Consider the following 18,819-nt stretch of genomic DNA (forward strand, 5'->3'; position numbering starts at 1 on the left):
ATGCACTGCGTGAGCGAGCGCTTTGACTTCACCGGTGACGAGCTGGCACCGGCCTACCGTGCGGCCGTGGACGCCATCGAGGCCGGCGATCTGGTGGTCCTGCCGACGGACACTGTGTACGGGATCGCCGCCGACGCCTTCAAGGCCGACGCGGTGCAGCGGCTGCTGGACGCGAAGGGCCGCGGCAGGGACATGCCCCCGCCCGTCCTGATCTCGGTGGTCGAGTCGCTGGACGCGCTCGCCACCGACGTGCCGGAAGCGGGCCGGAAGCTGTGCGAGGCGTTCTGGCCCGGGCCGCTGACGGTGATCTGCCACGCGCAGACGTCGCTGATGTGGGACCTGGGGGACACCCAGGGGACCGTCGCGCTGCGGGTGCCGGACCACGAGAACACCCGCGAACTGCTGTCCCGCACGGGTCCGCTGGCGGTCAGTTCGGCCAACCTGAGCGGACAGCCGGCGGCGCTCGACGTGTACGACGCCGAGGCGCAGCTGCTCGACTCGGTCGCGGTCTTCCTCGACGGGGGAGCCGTCACCGGTGGCGAGCCGTCCACGATCGTCGACCTGACCGGCGACGTGCCGCACGTGGTCCGCATCGGCGCCCTGTCGATGGCGCAGATCCGCGAGATCGTCCCCGAGGCGACCACCGACCTCGAGCCGGACGAGAAGCCCGACACCGAGGACGAGCCAACCGAACCGCAGCCCGAGGCGTCCAAGCAGGAGACGACGGACGCCAAGCCCGCCGACGACACTCCGGCAGACGACCTCCCCACCGACGAGAAGCCGGTGGACGAGAGGCCCGCCGAGGACAAGCCGGTGGACGATGAGAAGCCGGCCGATGTGAAGCCCGCCGACGAGAAGCCGGCGGACGATGAGAAGCCGGCCGACGTGAAGCCTGCCGACGAGAACCCGGCGGACGATGGGAAGCCGGCCGACGTGAAGCCTGTGGACGAGAAGCCGGTGGACGAAACGAAGACTGATGTGAGGCCTGCGGACTAGTGCGCGAGTACCTGCTGGTCCTGTTCGTGGCGATGGCCACGACCTTCCTGCTGACCGGCGTGGCCCGGCAGATCGCGCTGCGGTACGGCGCCGTCGCGAAGGTCCGCGCCCGCGACGTGCACAAGATCCCGATCCCGTACTTCGGCGGCGTCTCGATCCTCGGCGGCCTGATCGCCGGTTTCGCGGTCGCCTCCAGCCTGCCCTTCCTCGGCGACAGCCTGCAGGTCGCCCACGACGCCCGGGCGATCCTGATCGGCGGCGTGGTGATCTGCGCCGTCGGCGTCGTCGACGACCTGTACGAGCTCGACGCGATCACCAAGCTGGCCGGCCAGGTGCTCGCCGTCGGCGTCATGGTCGTGCAAGGCATCCAGCTGTACTGGCTGCCGCTGCCCGGTGGCATCTTCTCGCCGCCGCCCGCGCAGCTCGCCGTCCTCACCGCCGGCATCCTGCTCGTCTCGACCAACGCGGTGAACTTCGTCGACGGCCTGGACGGTCTCGCCGCCGGCGTCACCGCGATCGGCGCGGGCGCGTTCTTCACCTACTCGTACCTGCTGAACGTCGAGCAGAACCTCGACCGCGCGACCACCTCGACGCTGATCACGGTCGCCCTGGCCGGTGCGTGTCTGGGATTCCTGCCACACAACTTCTTCCCCGCCAGGGTGTTCATGGGGGATTCGGGCGCCTTGCTGATCGGGTTGATGCTGGCCGCGTCGACGATCAGCCTGACCGGCCAGATGGACCCGAACGCGGTCCCGTACGAGGTCGGCGGCTCGAGCCTGCTGCCCGCCCTGCTCCCGCTGATCCTGCCGATCGCCGTGCTCGCCATCCCCGCGCTGGACCTGACGATGGCCTACGTACGGCGTACCAAGGCGGGTAGGTCGCCGTTCGCGGCGGACAAGCTCCACCTGCACCACCGGTTGATGCAGCGCGGGCACTCGCACCGCCGCGCGGTGCTCCTGATGTACCTGTGGACCGCGTTGATCGCCTTCGGCGTGGTGGTCCTCGGCCTGGTCCTGTACTGGTGGACGGCCCTCCTCGTGCTGGCCGTCACGATCACCGCCATCTTCCTCACCACCGGCCTCCCACGCCGCACCGCGAAACCCCTCGCCAAGGTCTGACCCGCGCGGTGGGGTGAGTTCCTGGACGATCCCGGTACCGAGGTCCTTCCGGGCGTACTGACGATGCCTGCGGGAGCTGGAGGGGGACCAGACCAGTGAGTGACGTGGGCTACCGATAGGGTGTTCGTGTACAGCGGCAGGGTGCTGGTTTTGCTGACTGCGAAGACTTTGTGCTAGTTTTCACAAGCACCAGCGAAGTACAGCTTCACCCCTGACCCCGCCCACCCGACGACCGAGGGCAACAATCCCGGTCGCCAGCAGGACGGAACGACCGGATGGCTCCCCAAGTAGTCAGCCAGAACGAAGCCGGCCAGGCCACTCGGCACCCGGCGCTGGCGATGTTGCGCGGCGCACTCGTCGCCGCCGTGGTCGTCGGCGTGAACGCCGTGGCCGTGGCGACCGTGGCCGCCGGCATCGAGGGCCTGTGGGGTGCGCTGCTGGGGCTGCTGATGGTGATCATCTTCTCCGGCGCCGGACTGCTGGCGCTGCACCTGTCCCGCCGGACCAGCCCGACCGTGCAACTCGCGGTCGCGATGGCTTCCTACACCGGCCGGATCGCGATCTTCGGCGGCCTCCTCGCCCTGGCCCTGAGCTCCGAGAACCTGGCCGAGAACGTCAACCTGACCGCGCTCGGAGTGAGCGCGCTGGTGGTCGTGATGGGCTGGATGGCCGGCGAGATCTGGGCCTGGTCGCGACTGCGCATTCCGATCTACGACCTCGACCACGAGGTGAACAGATGATCACCGTCCGTGACGCCTCGGATAGCCGTTTCCCAGTCGTGATCAAGGGTGTGGCGAACCGCACTGAACACCCCGCTCAGGCCGATATGACCCGGCCTGTCGCCGACTGCTACCGTTCGGGTGCCAATGAGCCAGCAAGAGGATCCGAAGCCGACGCCGAACACTTCCGGCGATGGCTGGCGGGTCCTGTCCTACTTGATCGGCGGAATCCTCATCTACGGGGGAATCGGGTTCGGTCTGGACCGCTGGCTGGGCACCCAGTTCTTGCTTCCGGTGGGCATCGTCCTCGGTGCCGGCCTCACCATCTTGCTGTTGCACTTCCGGTACGGGCAGTCCTGAGCCCTACCGGGTCTGACGTAGTTGACCGCCTTGCCCTGAGCCGCCCTGCCCTTAGCCCGATGGCGAACGACTTGAGCACGACGCGAGAGGAGACCCGGTGATCGCCGGCGTTTCGACCGAGTTCAACCCACCCGGTCCAGAGGACTTCCAGCTGCCGCCCATCATCCCGGGCGTCGACTGGTTCACCAAGCCGGTCCTGGTGGCCGGCCTGTCGGTGGTCCTGATCGTCTGGTTCTTCTACGGGGCGTCCCGTAAGTCCGCGATCGTGCCGAGCAAGCTGCAGTTCGCCGGCGAGCTCGGCTACAACTTCGTCCGGAACTCGATCGCCCGCGACGCGATCGGCAGCCAGGACTACATGAAGTTCGTGCCGTACCTGTGCGGCCTTTTCTTCTTCATCCTGCTGAACAACGTGGCCGCGACGATCCCGCTGGTCCAGTTCCCGACCTTCAGCCACATCGGCTGGGCGTACTCCGCGGCCATCCTGAGCTGGGTCATCTACAACGGGGTCGGCATCCGCAAGCACGGGCTCCTCCGCTACCTCAAGTTGCAGACCATGCCGGCCGGTGTGCCGCTCTGGCTGCTGCCGCTGATGATCCCGATCGAGTTCATCTCGAACATCGTGGTCCGGCCGATCTCGCTGAGCCTGCGGCTGTTCGCGAACATGTTCGCCGGCCACATCCTGCTGCTGGTGTTCGTCCTCGGCGGTGAGTACCTGCTGCTGCACTCCGGCAGCATCGCGCTCAGCGGCGTCGGCGTCATCACCTTGCTGATGGGCCTCGCGATCGCCGGACTGGAGCTGTTCGTCCAGTGCATCCAGGCCTACATCTTCGTCGTGCTGAGCGCGCAGTACATCGGCGGCGCGCTCGCCGACGAACACTGATCCACACCATCCACAGACCCGTACCAACGGAAACCCGGATAGTCCCTATCCGTACCGAAAGGAACACACTGCAATGAACGCTCTCGAGCTCTCCGGCAACATCGCCGTCCTCGGTTACGGCCTCGCCGCGATCGGCCCGGGCGTCGGTGTCGGTCTGATCTTCGCGGCCGTCATCAGCGGCACCGCGCGACAGCCCGAGGCGCAGAGCAAGCTGCAGTCGATCGCGTGGATTGGCTTCGGCGTCACCGAGGTGCTGGCGATCATCGGTATCGCGCTCGCCTTCGTCTTCCGCACCTGATCGCCCCCCTTTCGACTGACAGGATCCAGACATGTTGACGTTAGTTCTTCCGCTGACCGAGGCCGAGGGCCCGAGCCCGCTGATGCCGCATACCGCGGAGATCATCTTCGGCTTCGTCTTCCTGATCCTGCTGGCCATCGCCTTCGCCAAGGTCGTCGTTCCGAAGTTCGAGAAGGCTTATGCCGACCGGACCGAGGCGATCGAGGGCGGGATGAACGCGGCCAAGGTGGCCCAGGCTGAGGCGAAGGCGGCGCTGGACAAGTACAACGCGCAGCTTGCCGAGGCCCGGCAGGAGGCGGCGAAGATCCGCGAGGACGCGCGCGAGCAGGGTGCGCTCATCATCGCGGAGATGCGCGAGCAGGCGAGCACCGAGGCTGACCGCATCGTGACCCACGCCCGCACCCAGATCGACGCCGAGCGGGCCCAGGCCGTCGCCTCGCTGCGTCGTGAGGTCGGCACCATGGCGACCACGCTGGCCAGCCGTATCGTCGGTGAGTCGCTCGAGGAGGAGGCGCGTCAGCGTCGCACCGTCGAGCGCTTCCTGGCGGACCTGGAGTCGTCGGAGTCCGCCCGCCAGGCTGTGGGAACGGACGGCTGATGCGCGGCGGATCGAAGGAGTCACTCGCCCGGGCCCAGGAGGCCCTGGCGGGTGTCACCGTCACCGAGGGGCTCGGCACCGAGTTGTTCTCGATCGCCAAGCTGCTGGACGGGAACGGCTCGCTCCGGCGGGCCCTGACCGACCCGGCTCGTCCGGTGCCGGCCCGTACCGGGCTGGTTCAGCAGTTGTTCGGTGGCAAGATCGCCGCCGAGGCGCTGGAGGTCCTGACGGCCGCGGTGAGCGGCCGCTGGGTGAGCAGCCGTGACCTCGGCAACGCGCTCGACGAGCTGAGCGTCCAGGCTGACATCGCGTACGCCGACTCGCAGGACAAGCTGGACGAGGTGGAGGACGAGCTGTTCCGCCTCGACCGGGTGATCTCGGCCGAGCGGGCTCTCAGCGACAAGCTGAGCGACCGCAACATCCCGGTCGCGGCCCGGCAGGAGCTGATCCACGGGCTGCTGCAGGGCAAGGCGGACGCCGTCACCGTGCGGCTCGCCGAGCGGGCGGTGGACGGCCGTGGCCGGCACTTCGCGACTTCGATGCGGTCGTACCAGGTCGCTGCCGCGGCCCGGCGCAACGCCAGCATCGCGACCGTCCGGGTGGCGGTCGATCTGACCGAAGGCGAACGCCAGAGGCTCGCCGAGGCGCTCGGCCGGCAGTACGGTCGGCAGATCCAGCTGAACGTGATCGTCGACCCCAAGGTCGTCGGCGGCGTCCGGGTGGACATCGGTGACGAAGTGATCGACGGAACCATCGCGGCCCGGCTCGACGAGGCGCAACGGCGCATCGCGGGCTGACCCTAACGACAAAATTTTATGGCGCTAGCGGCCTGTGCTAGTTACGGAAACCTCTAGGGCCAAGACACCAGGCCGGCTAGGTCAAGGAAGCAGGGACGGAAGATAATGGCGGAGCTCACGATCAGGCCGGAGGAAATCCGGGACGCCCTGGATCGCTTCGTCTCCGACTACGAACCGGAGACGGCGACCCGCGAAGAGGTCGGTACCGTTGTCGACGCAGGTGACGGCATCGCGCACGTCGAGGGCCTGCCCTCGGCGATGACGAACGAGCTGCTCGAGTTCGAGGACGGCACCCAGGGCATCGCCTTGAACCTCGACGTCCGCGACATCGGCGTCGTCGTCCTCGGTGAGTTCGACGGCATCGAGGAGGGCCAGCAGGTCCGCCGGACCGGCGAGGTCCTGTCCGTGCAGGTCGGCGAGGGCTACCTCGGTCGCGTCGTCAACCCGATGGGCCACCCGATCGACGGTCTGGGTGAGATCAAGGACCTCGAGGGCAGCCGCGCGCTGGAGCTGCAGGCCGCGGGCGTGATGGACCGCCAGGAGGTCCGCGAGCCGCTGCAGACCGGTATCAAGGCGATCGACGGCATGATCCCGATCGGCCGCGGTCAGCGTCAGCTGATCATCGGCGACCGCAAGACCGGCAAGACGGCGATCGCGGTCGACACGATCATCAACCAGAAGGCCAACTGGGAGTCCGGCGACCCGGACAAGCAGGTCCGCTGCATCTACGTCGCGATCGGCCAGAAGGGCTCGACGATCGCCTCGGTGCGCGGCGCGCTCGAAGAGGCCGGCGCGATGGCGTACACCACCATCGTGGCCTCCCCGGCGTCCGACCCGGCCGGCTTCAAGTACGTCGCGCCGTACACCGGCTCGGCCATCGGCCAGCACTGGATGTACCAGGGCAAGCACGTCCTGATCGTGTTCGACGACCTGACCAAGCAGGCCGAGGCCTACCGCTCGATGTCGCTGCTGCTGCGCCGCCCGCCGGGCCGCGAGGCGTACCCGGGTGACGTCTTCTACCTGCACAGCCGGCTGCTCGAGCGCTGCGCGAAGCTGAGCGACGAGCTCGGCGCCGGCTCGATGACCGGTCTGCCGGTGATCGAGACCAAGGCGAACGACGTCTCGGCCTTCATCCCGACCAACGTCATCTCCATCACCGACGGCCAGATCTTCCTGCAGTCGGACCTGTTCAACGCCAACATCCGCCCCGCCATCGACGTCGGTATCTCGGTGTCCCGGGTCGGCGGCGCCGCCCAGGTCAAGGCGATGAAGAAGGTCTCCGGCTCGCTCAAGCTGGACCTGGCGCAGTTCCGCTCGATGGAGGCGTTCGCGATGTTCGCCTCCGACCTCGACGCCACCTCCCGCCGTCAGCTGGACCGTGGTCAGCGCCTGGTGGAGCTGCTGCGCCAGCCGCAGTACTCGCCGTACCCGGTGGAGGAGCAGGTCATCTCCATCTGGTCCGGTACCACCGGCAAGTTCGACGACGTCCCGGTCGAGGACGTGCTGCGGTTCGAGCGTGAGTTCCTGGACTACCTGCGCCGGGAGTCCAACGTGCTCGACGGCGTCCGCGAGACCAGCCTGTTCGACGACGACGCCCAGGCGGCCGTGGTGACGGCGCTGGACAACTTCAAGCCCACCTTCCAGACCTCCGGCGGCGAGCTGCTGGTCGGCCGGGAGGAGACTGAGGCGATGGACGAAGAGGACGTCGAGCAGGAGCAGATCGTCCGGCAGAAGCGGGGCTGATCAACCCATGCCAGCCACTCTGCGGCAGCTTCGCGAGCGCCGGGCCTCGGTCTCGACGATCAAGAAGCTCACCCGCGCGATGGAGCTCATCGCGGCGTCCCGGATCGTCAAGGCGCAGCAACGCGCCCAGGCGGCCGGTCCGTACGCGCGTGAGCTCACCCGTGCCGTGTCGGCGGTGGCGACGTTCTCGAACGTCGACCACCCGCTGACCACCGAGAACCCGAACCCGAAGCGCGCCGCGGTGCTGCTGATCACCTCGGACCGTGGCCAGGCCGGCGCGTACTCCTCCTCCGTCATCCGCGAGGGTGAGCGGCTGAACCAGCTGCTCCGCGAGGACGAGAAGGAGATCCTGCCGTTCCTGAGCGGCCGCAAGGGGATCGCCTACTACACCTTCCGGCAGCGCGAGATCGCGCAGTCGTGGAGCGGCGACTCCGACGCGCCGTCGTTCACCCGGGCCCGGGAGATCGCCGACGCCCTGATCGAGGCATTCCTGACCCCGACCGAGGAGGGCGGTGTGGACGAGATCCACATCGTCTTCACCCGGTTCGTGTCGATGCTGACGCAGCGCCCGGACGTCATCCGGCTGCTGCCGTTGGAGGTCGTCGAGGGCGAGGAGGCCCCGGAGCCCGACGACGTACTGCCACTGTACGAGTTCGAGCCGTCCGCGGAGGACGTGCTCGACGGACTGCTGCCGAAGTACGTCGCCAGCCGGATCCACTACTGCATGCTGCAGGCTGCGGCCTCCGAGCTGGCCAGCCGGCAGCGGGCGATGAAGTCCGCGACGGACAACGCGCAGGACCTGATCGAGCGACTGACGCGTGAGGCCAACCAGGCGCGTCAGGCCCAAATTACCCAAGAAATCAGCGAGATCGTCGGTGGCGCGGGTGCGCTGGCCGATGCTTCCGCCGGGAGCGAGTGAGAGAGATGACTGCCACGGTTACCGAGAAAGACAACAGCGGCGCGGCAGGTGCCGTTGGCCGCGTCGCCCGGGTGATCGGCCCGGTCGTCGACATCGAGTTCCCCGCGGACGCGATGCCGGACATGTACAACGCGCTCGAGGTGGACATCACCCTGGGCGACACCACCCAGACGATCACCCTCGAGGTGGCGCTGCACGTCGGCGACAACATCGTCCGGGCGATCTCGATGAAGCCCACCGACGGCCTGGTCCGCGGTACCGAGGTGCGCGACACCGGTGCGGCGATCTCCGTCCCGGTCGGCGACGTCACCAAGGGTCGCGTCTGGTCCGTGACCGGCAAGTGCCTGAGCCAGGACGAGTCCGAGTTCGAGATCACCGAGCGCTGGCCGATCCACCGCAAGGCGCCGGCCTTCGACCAGCTCGAGTCCAAGACCGAGATGCTGGAGACCGGCATCAAGGTGCTGGACCTGCTCACGCCGTACGTTCAGGGCGGCAAGATCGGCCTGTTCGGCGGTGCGGGCGTCGGCAAGACCGTGATGATCCAGGAGATGATCTACCGGATCGCCCACAACTTCGGTGGCACCTCGGTGTTCGCCGGCGTCGGTGAGCGCACCCGTGAGGGCAACGACCTGATCCACGAGATGGAGGACGCGGGCGTCTTCAAGGACACCGCGCTGGTCTTCGGCCAGATGGACGAGCCGCCGGGCACGCGTCTTCGCGTCGCGCTGTCGGCGCTGACGATGGCGGAGTACTTCCGCGACGTCGCCGGCCAGGATGTGCTGCTCTTCATCGACAACATCTTCCGGTTCACCCAGGCCGGTTCCGAGGTCTCCACGCTGCTCGGCCGGATGCCGTCCGCGGTGGGTTACCAGCCGAACCTGGCCGACGAGATGGGCGTGCTGCAGGAGCGGATCACGTCGACCCGGGGTCACTCGATCACCTCGATGCAGGCGATCTACGTGCCCGCCGACGACTACACCGACCCGGCGCCGGCCACCACCTTCGCGCACCTGGACGCGACCACCGAGCTGTCGCGTGACATCGCCTCGCGTGGTCTGTACCCGGCTGTCGACCCGCTGAGCTCGACGTCGCGGATCCTCGACCCGCAGTACATCGGCCAAGAGCACTACGACGTGGCCGTCCGGGTCAAGCAGATCCTGCAGAAGAACAAGGAGCTGCAGGACATCATCGCCATCCTGGGTGTCGACGAGCTGTCCGAAGAGGACAAGATCACCGTCGCCCGGGCGCGCCGGATCGAGCAGTTCCTGTCGCAGAACACCTACATGGCGGAGAAGTTCACCAACACCCCGGGTTCGACGGTGCCGCTGAAGGACACCATCGAGTCGTTCAAGAAGATCACCGAGGGTGAGTGCGACCACATCGCCGAGCAGGCGTTCTTCAACGTCGGCAGCCTGGACGACGTCGAGCGGCGTTGGGCTGAGCTCCAGAAGGAACTCTGATGGCCGAGGACACCGGCAAGCACCTCGAGGTCGCCCTGGTCGCGGCCGAGCGGACGGTATGGGAGGGGCAGGCGAAGATCGTCATCGCCCGCACCACCGACGGTGACGTCGGTATCCTGCCGGGGCACGCGCCGCTGCTGGGTCTGTTGCAGGGTGGCACCGTCCAGGTGCGGACCGTCGACGACGAGTACTTCGTCGCGGCCGCGCCGGACGGCTTCATCTCGGTGGCGAACGACCGGGTCTCGATCCTCGCCGAGAACGCCGAGATGGGGCACGACATCGACCTGGAAGAGGCCAAGCGGGCGCTCGAGCAGGCCCAGTCCATCGGGACCGACTCCGAGGACGAGCAGGAGCAGGTCCGGATCGCCGAGGCCAGGGTGAGGGCCGCCGAGAAGGCGTCCTGACCCTGCCTGTAATAATTGAATATCGTCACAGTCAGTACGGGTTCGGGGTTTGGTGCCAATTCAGCGAGGGCACCAGGAATGAGGTCGGCAAAATATGAGGACAGTCCTCGATGTGGTCGGGGTCTGTCTGCTTGCCGCCGCACTGCTGATCGTCGCTTTCGCGTGCCGTCGTCGCTGGTTGTCCAGGGACGGCGGCACGTTCGATTGCAGCCTCCAGCTCGCCCAGAAGGACCACGGCCGCGGCTGGGCCCTGGGCCTGGCCCGCTACGTCGGTGACGACCTCCAGTGGTTTCGCGTCTTCAGCCTCGCCTGGTGGCCGAAACTCATCGTCAACCGCCGCCGGCTCCAAGGCGTCACCACCCGCCGCCCGATGGGCAACGAGCCCCTGGTCACCTACGCCGGCCACGTGATAGTCGACGCCGAGCTCCATGACCGCACCGTCCACTTCGCCATGACCGAAGAAGCCCTCACCGGCGTCCTGGCCTGGATGGAATCCGCCCCACCCAGCACCGAGACCTACCTCTAGCTGCCTGCGCTTCTTGCCCGGCTTGTCTAGGGTCGGTGTATGACGGGCATCTTGCTGGAGTTGGATCTGACTCGGGGTGTGCTGGAAACGCCGCCGGCATCGCCGGTGGCTGCCTTCCGGATGCGGCATCTGCCGACCTTGCGGGAGTTGGTCGAGGGGCTGCGGAAGGCCTCTCGCGACGAGAACGTGCGCGGGGTGGTGGCGCACCTGAGTGGTCCGGCGTTGTCGTTGGCGCAGGTACAGGATCTCCGGGAGGCGGTGGCGGACTTCCGCGCGTCCGGGAAGACCGCGGTCGCCTGGACCGAGTCGTTCGGAGAAGTCAGCCGGGGGACCGTGCCGTACTACCTGGCGACCGCGTTCGACGAGATCTGGGTCCAGCCGTCAGGGGAGCTGGGGGTCACCGGCGTCTCCGTGCAGGCGATCTTCGTCCGGGGAGCGCTGGACAAGGCCGGGGTGATCCCGCAGTTCGGCAAGCGGCGTGAGTACAAGACCGCCGTGGACACGTTCACCGAGAAGGAGATGACCGGGCCTGCCAAGGAGATGGCGACCCGCCTGGCCGAGTCTGCCTTCGAGCAGATCGTCGAGGGCATCGCCGTACGGCGGCGGTTGGACACCGCGAGGGTGCGGGAGCTCGTCGACAGCGCACCACTGTCCGCTGAAGCCGGGCGTGAGGCCGGTCTGGTCGACCAGCTGGGCTATCGGTCCGACGTGTACGACGCGCTCGAGAAGAGCCTGGGGGAGACCACACCGCTGCTGGTGGAGCGCTACCACCGCCGCGGCCCCCGCACTCTCCGGGATGTGCGCGACAACCTCCCCTGGCCGCAGAAGCCCGTAGTAGCCGTCGTGCGGGTCAGTGGAGCCATCAGTGTCGGCCGCAACTCCGGTGGTGGCCCCATGGGTGGTTCCGGCTCGGGCTCCGACACCATTGGCGCCGCACTGCGCGCTGTAGCCGACGACGAGAAGGTCAAAGCCGTCGTACTGCGAGTCGACAGCCCGGGCGGTTCGTATGTGGCCTCCGACGCCATCCGCCACGAGGTACTGCGCCTGCGAGCCACCGGCCGGCCAGTGATCGCCTCCATGGGCAGCGTGGCTGCCTCAGGCGGGTACTTCGTGGCCATGCCGGCGGACGTGATCGTCGCCCAGCCGGGGACGATCACCGGCTCCATCGGCGTGCTGTCGGGCAAGGGAGTCGTCCGCGACGCGCTGGGCCGCATCGGCATCTCGCAGGAGGCGGTGTCGCAGGGCGAGAACGCGCGGATGTACTCGGCCCAGGAGGAGTTCTCCCCGGAGCAGTGGGAGCGGCTCGAGGAGACACTGGACCGCATCTACGCGGACTTCGTCGCCAAGGCCGCTCAGGACCGCGGGATGCCCGAGTCCGAGCTGGAGCCGTTGGCCCGCGGCCGCGTCTGGACCGGCGCCGACGCCCACGAGCGCAAGCTGGTCGATGAGCTCGGCGGCTTCGAGCGAGCGATCCAGCTCGCCTGCCAGCGAGCAGGCCTCGACCGTGACGAGATCGCCCTCACCGCGGCACCCCATCGGTCCCTGCTGGATCGCCTGCGCCCGCCGGAATCCACCGAGGACCTGGCCGCCACCGCCAAGGCCTGGACCGCGGACGGCCTCACCAGCGCGATCTACGCCGCACTCGGCCTCCCGCCCACCGGAGTACTGACGATGCCCCTGAACTGGCGCCTCACCTAACGCCGGGTCCTGGTTGTCAGCCCAGGCTGAACCGGAACCGGTGGGATCGCGGCTGCAGGTCGTGCGGCGGCAGAATCGGGGCGCCACTGGTGGGGCTGCCGAGACCGTGCTGCAGGGCGTCGAGCGTGAGCCAGATCCGGTCACCGGGCACCAGGTCCTCCGGGTGGTCCGCGGCGGCGAGGTCCGTGATCGTCCAGCGGCGAACGGTCAGTGCGAGCACCGGATCGCCGGCCACCCGGAGCTGCCCGGCAGGTCCGGACAACTCGGCCCACCGGACGTCGCCGCGAGCGCCGTTCTCCTGCGGGTAGAGATACGGAACCTGCAGGTCGTCGATAGTCGCGGTGAACCGCCCGACCCGGCCGGCGGCCCGCGAGTCCGGGTACGCCGGGCCGGGGCCGAGGCCGAACCAGGTGAGGTCCCGGAACCCCGCCGGCAGACCGAGGGTCAGACCCACCCTGGCCCACGGCACCGTCCAGGTTCCCACCGGTTCGACCTCGACCTCGGCGGTCAACCGGTCGTCCACCAGGCTCCACCGGTACGTCGTGACCACGCCGGCGTCGATCGCGGCCGCCCCCACCTTGGTGACCACCGTCAGTTCGTCGCCACTCTTCTCGACAGACAAGGTCCGGTACCGCAACCGATGAAGTCCGGCGTCGGCCCATCTCGTCCTGCGGTCAAGAGTGGTCGCGTCCCAGGTCCGCGCATCATGCTGAGTCGGTGCCCGCCACAGCTCCAGCGGGACATGGCTGACTGGCCACTCGTACAGCCCGACCAGCCGTCCAGTGTGCCGGTCGAACCGCCCGGGCCCGAGAGCGAGTGAGCCGGAGCTCGAAGAGGTGGGTGCCCGCGTACTCGCAACAGGCGGCCTTCCTGTACTCAGCTGTCCCTGACCGAAGGCGACCTCGTGACCTGCTTGCGCCCACGGAGTGTCGGCGGCCAGCGTGGCCCGCACGGTCAGCCACCGCTCGGAGTACAGCCCGGGCAGGTCGAGTGCCTCCTTCGGCAGGTCGACCGTGGCCTCCGCGCCGGACGCCACCACCGGCAGGGCGAGCAGACCGCGCGTCACCACCCGACCGTCGTCCGCGAGCTCCCACTGCAGAGCCAGATGCGAGGTGTCCACGAAGTCGTACCGATTGACCACTCGCAGCTCCCTGGCCTCGGAGTCGACGCTCAGGTGCACCGGCTCGAAGGCCTTGTGGACCTCCGCGAGCACGGGCTGCGGGGTGAGATCCGGGAAGACCAGACCGTCCAGCACGTAGGTCCCGTCGTGCAGTTCCTCGCCGAACTCGCCGCCGTACGCGTACCCGCCACCGGGCCGGCTGATGCCGTGCTCCATCCACTCCCAGACGAACCCGCCCTGGCAGCGCGGATACAGGTGGAACAACTCCTCGTACTCCGGCAACCCGCCCGGGCCGTTGCCCCCGGCATGGGAGTACTCACACAACACGAACGGCATCGCCCGGCGGCGGGCGTCCAGCTCCGCGTCGTTCAGCGGCTCCTCGGCGCGCCGGCCGATCGCCTCGACCTCGGCGTGCGAGGCGTACATCCGGCTGTACATGTCGACCGACGCGCTCGTCAGGTCCCCCTCGTAGTGCACCGGCCGGGAAGGGTCGCGCTGCTTGGTCCACGCGGCCATCACGTCCAGGTTGCGTCCGGTGCCGGCCTCGTTGCCGAGCGACCAGATGATCACGCTCGGGTGGTTCTTGTCCCGCTCGACCAGCCGCCGCATCCGGTCCAGCGACGCCGCCTCGAACTGCGGATCGCCGGCCGGATTGCCGCGCCAGCCGAGCAGGAAGAACCCGTGCGTCTCGTAGTCACACTCGTCCATCACCCAGAACCCCAGCTCGTCGCAGAGCGCGAGCATCCGGGAGTCCGGCGGGTAGTGGCTGGTCCGGATCGCGTTGATGTTGTGCTGCTTCATCACCAGCAGCTCCTGCCGCAGCCGGTGCTCCGGGATCGCCCGGCCGAGGACCGGATCGTGCTCGTGCCGGTTGACCCCGTGGAACAGAACCCGCCGCCCGTTGACGGTGAGGACGCCGCCCTTGATCGCGACTGTGCGGAAGCCGGTCCGCAGGGTCACGGACTCGGCCTCGGTCGCCACCACGACGTCGTACAGCCGCGGGGACTCGGCGGACCACGGCTCGACGCCGGGGATCGGGACCGGTTGCCCGGCCACGGTCGAGACACTGAGCTCCGGGATCCGTACCGTTGCCCCGGGCACCGATTCGACCAGCAGCGTGCCGGTCCCGGTGCGGTGGTCGTAGTCCGCGTGCACGAACACGTCCGGAACCCCTGCGGGCGGTCGAGCGACCAGCGTGACGTCGCGGAAGATCCCCGGCAGCCACCACATGTCCTGGTCTTCCAGGTAGCTGCCCGACGACCACTGGTGCACCCGGACGGCGAGCACGTTCCGCCCCGGCCGCAACTGCTCGCTGACGTCGAACTCGGCCGGCACCCGGCTGCCCCGGGTGACCCCCAGCTCCACACCGTTCAGGTAGACCCGCGCACACGAGTCCACCCCGTCGAAGCGGAGCACGGCGGACGCTCCGGACCACGACTCGGGCAGCTCGAACCCGAGCCGGTGGTCCCCGGTCGGGTTCTCGTCCGGTACGTAAGGCGGGTCGAGCGGGAACGGGTAGGGCTGGTTCGTGTACGCCGGCCGCCCGAACCCGTGCATCGGCCAGCTCGACGGGACCGGGATGGTGTCCCAGCCGGAGTCGTCGAAGTCTTCCCGCTCGAACCCGGCCGGCGCCTCGGCGACCGACTCGGCCAGGTGGAAGCGCCAGGTCCCGTTCAGGCTCAACCGAGGTGCGTCCGAGCGCACCGCGGCGCGTGGCGGCAGAGCGCCGTACCCCGGGCCCGGATCCTCGTAGTACCTCATCGTGCTCCTCCCAGTTGCCGGTTCGTGCCGCGCGATCGGTCCACCGCGTCGTGCCACTCGGCCAGCCTCCGCGCCCGGAGCCCGGGATCGAGAGCGGGCCGGAAGTCGTCGTACGCCGGGGTCAGGCCCGGCAGCTCGGCCTCGGTCCACAGGCCGCAGCCGAGGCCGGCCATCCGGGCGGCACCGTTGGCCGAGAGTTGCCCGTCGGCCGATCGGCGGACGACCCGGCCGCTGAGATCGGCCTGGAGTTGCATCAGCGAGTCGTCGGCGCTGGCACCACCGTCGGCGAGCACGGTCGTCACCGGGGTCCCGAGGGCGTCGACGGCGGCGAGCACGTCCTCGACCTGGCAGGCGATCGACTCGACCGCCGCCCGGGCCAGCTGGGCCGGTGTCGCACCGAGCGTCAGACCGCTGACCAGCCCGACCGCCGAGCCGTCCCACCAGGGCGCACCCAGGCCGGTGAAGCCGGGGACGAGCTGCACGCCGTCGCTCTGCGACGCGGCGGCCAGGGCGATGACCTCGGCGGGACCGAGGCCGAGGAATCCGGCCAGCCAGCGGATCGTCGCACCCGTCGCGCGAATGTTGCCCTCGACAGCGAACCGCGGCGCCGGATCGGCCCACGCGATCGTCCGGCACAGACCGGCGGCGACCTGCACGTCCGGGTCGACCAGGCCCATCACCGACGAGCCGGTCCCATACGTCACCTTGACCACTCCGGGCCCGGTGACCCCGTGCGCGAACAGCGCGGCATGTGAGTCGCCGAGCACAGCCGTGACCGGTACTCCGTCCGGCAGCGGTGCCAGGCCCCGGCAGGTTCCGAGCGGACCGGCCGACGGCGCGACCTCGGGAAGACAGCCGCGGGGAATCCCGAAGAGGTCCAGCAGGTCGTCGTCCCAGCCGGCTGAGTCCAACTCCAGCAGCTGGGTGCGGGACGCGTTGCCCAGCTCGGTCCGGTTGGCGCCGGTCAGGTTGTGCAGCAGCCAGGCGTCCATCGTGCCCAGCCGCAGATGACCCGCCCGAACCGCCCGCGGATCGGCGTGCTCCAGCAGCCAGCGGGCCTTCGACGCCGAGAACATCGGGTCCAGCGGCAGACCGGTGCGGCGGCGGACGAGCTCGGGGACATCAGCCTGCTGGGCCATCCGCTCGACCTCGGCGACGGTCCGCCGGTCCTGCCAGCTGAGGACCGGGCCGGCCGGCTCACCGTTCCGGGAGTCCCAGAGCACGACGGACTCGCGTTGCGTGGACAGGCCGACCGCGACGACCCGCGACGCGTCGTACCCACTGAGGCAGTCGGCGACCGCCCGGTGGACGCTGGCGAGGAGCTCGACGGCCGACTGCTCGACGTGTCCTGGTTCCGGATGCCGCTCGGTGACCGGAGCCCGGCCGGTGGCGACCGCTCGTCCGCGCCGGTCGACCAGGACCGCCTTGGTCGCACTGCTGCCCTGGTCGACGGCCAGGACGAGCGGTTCAGCGGGCGGCATCGGCGAGCACCGCCCGGGCGGCGTCGGCGATCCCGGTCGCGGTCAGGCCGAAGTACCGCAGCAGGAACTCGACGTCCCCCGTGGGGGCGAACACCCCTGGTACTCCGAGCACCCGCACCCGCGTCGGGCAGTACCGGCCGGCCACTCCGGCGACGGCGGCCCCGAGGCCACCGCTGACCGTGGCCTCCTCGACGGACACGATCCCGCGCGTCTCCCGGGCCGCCGCGATGACAGCGGCCTCGTCCAGCGGTTCGACGAACGGTGCGGCCAGCACCCGGGCCGAGACGCCCTCGTGCCGGAGCAGCGTGGCCGCCTCGACGGCCCGCCAGACCAGGGTCCCGGCGGCCACCAGCGTCACGTCGTCGCCTTCTGTCAGTGGAACGAACCGGCCCGGCTCGAGCGTCGTCTCCGGCCCGAACAGGTCCGGCACCGGCGAGCGCGGGATCCGCAGATAGCTCGGGCCGTCGGCCGACGCCGCCCACCGGACCGCCGCCCGGGTCTGGGCGGGATCGGCCGGTACGACGATCGGCAGGTTCGCGATCGCCCGCAACCAGGACAGGTCCTCGATCGAGTGGTGGGTCGGCCCGAGCTGTCCGTAGGCGACGCCCGGGCTCATCCCGCACAGCACCACGTGCCGGTCGGCGTACGCGATGTCGGCCTTGATCTGCTCCAGCGCGCGGCCGGTGAGGAAGGGAGCAGCGGCGCAGACGAACGGGAGCAGCCCGCCGTTGGCCAGGCCGGCGGCGACGCCGACCATGTTCTGCTCGGCGATCCCGACGTTCACCAGACGGTCGGGGAACTCGTCGCGGAACCCGGCCAGGTTGCTGGAGCCGACCGAGTCGTTGCACACGGCAACCACCCGCTCGTCCACCCGGGCCAGCGCGGCGAGCTGCTCGGCGAACGCCTGCCGGCAGTCGAACATGGTCCGCCGGTCGGTGGCCGGGCGGACCGGGGTGGACTCGATCATCGGCTCAGCTCCGCTCGCGCCAGGGCAAGCTCGTCGCGGCTCGGAACCTTGTGGTGCCACTCGACCCGGTCGGTCATGAACGACACTCCGCGTCCCTTCTGGGTGTGGGCGATGACGGCGGTGGGGCGATCCGACCGGACGGCGAACACCTCGGCCAGGGCCGCGTGGTCGTGCCCGTCGACCTCGGCGACCGACCAGCCGAAGCTCCGCCACCTGTCCGCGAGGGGCTCGAGCGCGTTGGTGTCCTCGGTCCGGGCGCCCTGCTGCAGGCCGTTGCGGTCGACCACCGCGGTGAGCGACCCGAGGCGGTGGTGGCCTGCGCACATGGCGGCCTCCCAGTTGCTGCCCTCCTGCAGTTCGCCGTCGCCGAGGATCACCACGGTGCGCGCGGGGCTGTTCCGGAGCCGGGCCGCCAGCGCGGTGCCGACGCCGATCGGCAGGCCGTGGCCGAGTGGACCGGTGTTCGTCTCGATGCCCGGCACCTTGGTCCGGTCCGGGTGGCCACTCAGCGCCGACAGGGGAGCCATGAAGGTGGCGAGCTCCGTGGCCGGGAAGAAGCCGCAGGAGGCCAGGGTCGCGTAGAGCGCGGCCGCGCTGTGACCCTTGCTGAGGATCAACCGGTCCCGGTCCGGCCAGTCGGGCTCGGCCGGCGCGACCGAGAGCACCGAGGCGTAGAGGGTGACGAGGATGTCGGTGACGGAGAAGTCGCCGCCGACATGTCCCAGACCCGCCCGCTCGATCATGGTGAGCACGTCGCGGCGGATCTGGTCGGAGGCGGTGGCGAGCAGCAGGGCGCGTTCGTCCCGGCCGGCGTCGCGGACGCGGTCGCGGAACGCCTGCCATTGCTCGACTTGCGGGCGACTCGAGGTCAACATAGAATACCTATTCACTAGCGCATGGATGTTCCAATTCTGCCGGGCGCTCGCCGGATGCGTCAACGGCGGTCCGGGTGGCGGGTCCGGAACCGGTCGGAC

At 69.3% G+C, this 18,819-nt stretch carries 18 protein-coding genes; 14 read left to right on the forward strand and 4 right to left on the reverse strand.

Annotation, left to right across the window (positions count from 1 at the left end; all coding sequences use genetic code 11):
• From EV644_RS24125 to sppA, 14 genes are all read left to right on the forward strand, one after another.
• Entirely contained in the window at window positions 1–996 is a 996-nt protein-coding gene (locus EV644_RS24125) for an L-threonylcarbamoyladenylate synthase (RefSeq protein ID WP_132191099.1), read from the forward strand.
• Entirely contained in the window at window positions 996–2,114 is a 1,119-nt protein-coding gene (locus tag EV644_RS24130) for a glycosyltransferase family 4 protein (RefSeq protein WP_132190981.1), read from the forward strand. The genes EV644_RS24125 and EV644_RS24130 overlap by 1 nt, the downstream gene beginning before the upstream one ends.
• Window positions 2,115–2,389: 275 nt before the next feature.
• On the forward strand, window positions 2,390–2,854 hold the full coding sequence (locus EV644_RS24135) for a Cg1360 family ATP-synthase-associated protein (RefSeq protein WP_132190980.1): 465 nt from the start codon (window positions 2,390–2,392) through the stop codon (window positions 2,852–2,854).
• A 126-nt stretch (window positions 2,855–2,980) separates the two neighbouring features.
• Window positions 2,981–3,193: a hypothetical protein gene (locus EV644_RS24140; RefSeq protein ID WP_132190979.1), complete on the forward strand. Its 213-nt coding sequence runs from the start codon at window positions 2,981–2,983 to the stop codon at window positions 3,191–3,193.
• Window positions 3,194–3,290: 97 nt separating this feature from the next.
• The gene (atpB, locus tag EV644_RS24145; protein WP_132190978.1) at window positions 3,291–4,073 is read left to right on the forward strand and encodes a F0F1 ATP synthase subunit A; all 783 of its coding nucleotides are present in this window, start codon (window positions 3,291–3,293) and stop codon (window positions 4,071–4,073) included.
• A 73-nt stretch (window positions 4,074–4,146) separates the two neighbouring features.
• Entirely contained in the window at window positions 4,147–4,371 is a 225-nt protein-coding gene (gene atpE, locus EV644_RS24150; RefSeq protein WP_132190977.1) for an ATP synthase F0 subunit C, read from the forward strand.
• 31 nt (window positions 4,372–4,402) lie between these two features.
• Window positions 4,403–4,969, forward strand: a complete 567-nt coding sequence (locus EV644_RS24155; RefSeq protein ID WP_132190976.1) for a F0F1 ATP synthase subunit B — start codon at window positions 4,403–4,405, stop codon at window positions 4,967–4,969.
• A complete protein-coding gene (locus tag EV644_RS24160; protein WP_132190975.1) occupies window positions 4,969–5,766 on the forward strand; it encodes a F0F1 ATP synthase subunit delta in 798 nt (265 codons plus the stop codon). Before EV644_RS24155 ends, EV644_RS24160 begins: the two co-directional genes overlap by 1 nt.
• A 105-nt stretch (window positions 5,767–5,871) precedes the next feature.
• Entirely contained in the window at window positions 5,872–7,509 is a 1,638-nt protein-coding gene (atpA, locus tag EV644_RS24165) for a F0F1 ATP synthase subunit alpha (protein WP_132190974.1), read from the forward strand.
• A gap of 7 nt (window positions 7,510–7,516) precedes the next feature.
• Entirely contained in the window at window positions 7,517–8,428 is a 912-nt protein-coding gene (locus EV644_RS24170; protein WP_132190973.1) for a F0F1 ATP synthase subunit gamma, read from the forward strand.
• Between the two features lie 5 nt (window positions 8,429–8,433).
• Window positions 8,434–9,888 (forward strand): F0F1 ATP synthase subunit beta, encoded by a 1,455-nt coding sequence (atpD, locus tag EV644_RS24175; RefSeq protein WP_132190972.1) that lies wholly within the window; start codon window positions 8,434–8,436, stop codon window positions 9,886–9,888.
• The gene (locus EV644_RS24180; RefSeq protein WP_132190971.1) at window positions 9,888–10,292 is read left to right on the forward strand and encodes a F0F1 ATP synthase subunit epsilon; all 405 of its coding nucleotides are present in this window, start codon (window positions 9,888–9,890) and stop codon (window positions 10,290–10,292) included. The genes atpD and EV644_RS24180 overlap by 1 nt, the downstream gene beginning before the upstream one ends.
• 94 nt (window positions 10,293–10,386) lie before the next feature.
• On the forward strand, window positions 10,387–10,818 hold the full coding sequence (locus EV644_RS24185) for a DUF2550 domain-containing protein (protein ID WP_132190970.1): 432 nt from the start codon (window positions 10,387–10,389) through the stop codon (window positions 10,816–10,818).
• A 39-nt stretch (window positions 10,819–10,857) separates the two neighbouring features.
• Window positions 10,858–12,516, forward strand: coding sequence for a signal peptide peptidase SppA (gene sppA / locus EV644_RS24190; RefSeq protein ID WP_132190969.1), 1,659 nt, complete (start codon window positions 10,858–10,860; stop codon window positions 12,514–12,516).
• A gap of 16 nt (window positions 12,517–12,532) precedes the next feature.
• On the opposite strand, the gene EV644_RS24195 is transcribed toward sppA, so the two are convergent.
• Genes EV644_RS24195 through EV644_RS24210 form a run of 4 tightly spaced genes read right to left on the reverse strand, consistent with a single transcriptional unit; the run spans window position 12,533 to window position 18,720 of the window.
• On the reverse strand, window positions 12,533–15,397 hold the full coding sequence (locus EV644_RS24195) for a glycoside hydrolase family 2 TIM barrel-domain containing protein (RefSeq protein WP_132190968.1): 2,865 nt from the start codon (window positions 15,395–15,397) through the stop codon (window positions 12,533–12,535).
• Window positions 15,394–16,878: an FGGY family carbohydrate kinase gene (locus EV644_RS24200; protein WP_132190967.1), complete on the reverse strand. Its 1,485-nt coding sequence runs from the start codon at window positions 16,876–16,878 to the stop codon at window positions 15,394–15,396. The genes EV644_RS24195 and EV644_RS24200 overlap by 4 nt, the downstream gene beginning before the upstream one ends.
• Complete coding sequence (locus EV644_RS24205; RefSeq protein WP_199239976.1) at window positions 16,865–17,845, reverse strand: transketolase family protein; 981 nt, start codon at window positions 17,843–17,845, stop codon at window positions 16,865–16,867. The genes EV644_RS24200 and EV644_RS24205 overlap by 14 nt, the downstream gene beginning before the upstream one ends.
• Window positions 17,842–18,720 carry a transketolase gene (locus EV644_RS24210; protein ID WP_132190966.1) on the reverse strand — a complete coding sequence of 293 codons (879 nt, stop codon included), beginning with the start codon at window positions 18,718–18,720 and terminating at the stop codon, window positions 17,842–17,844. The genes EV644_RS24205 and EV644_RS24210 overlap by 4 nt, the downstream gene beginning before the upstream one ends.
• Between the last annotated feature and the right edge of the window lie 99 nt (window positions 18,721–18,819).

Source organism: Kribbella orskensis (assembly GCF_004342085.1).
Lineage (GTDB): Bacteria > Actinomycetota > Actinomycetes > Propionibacteriales > Kribbellaceae > Kribbella > Kribbella orskensis.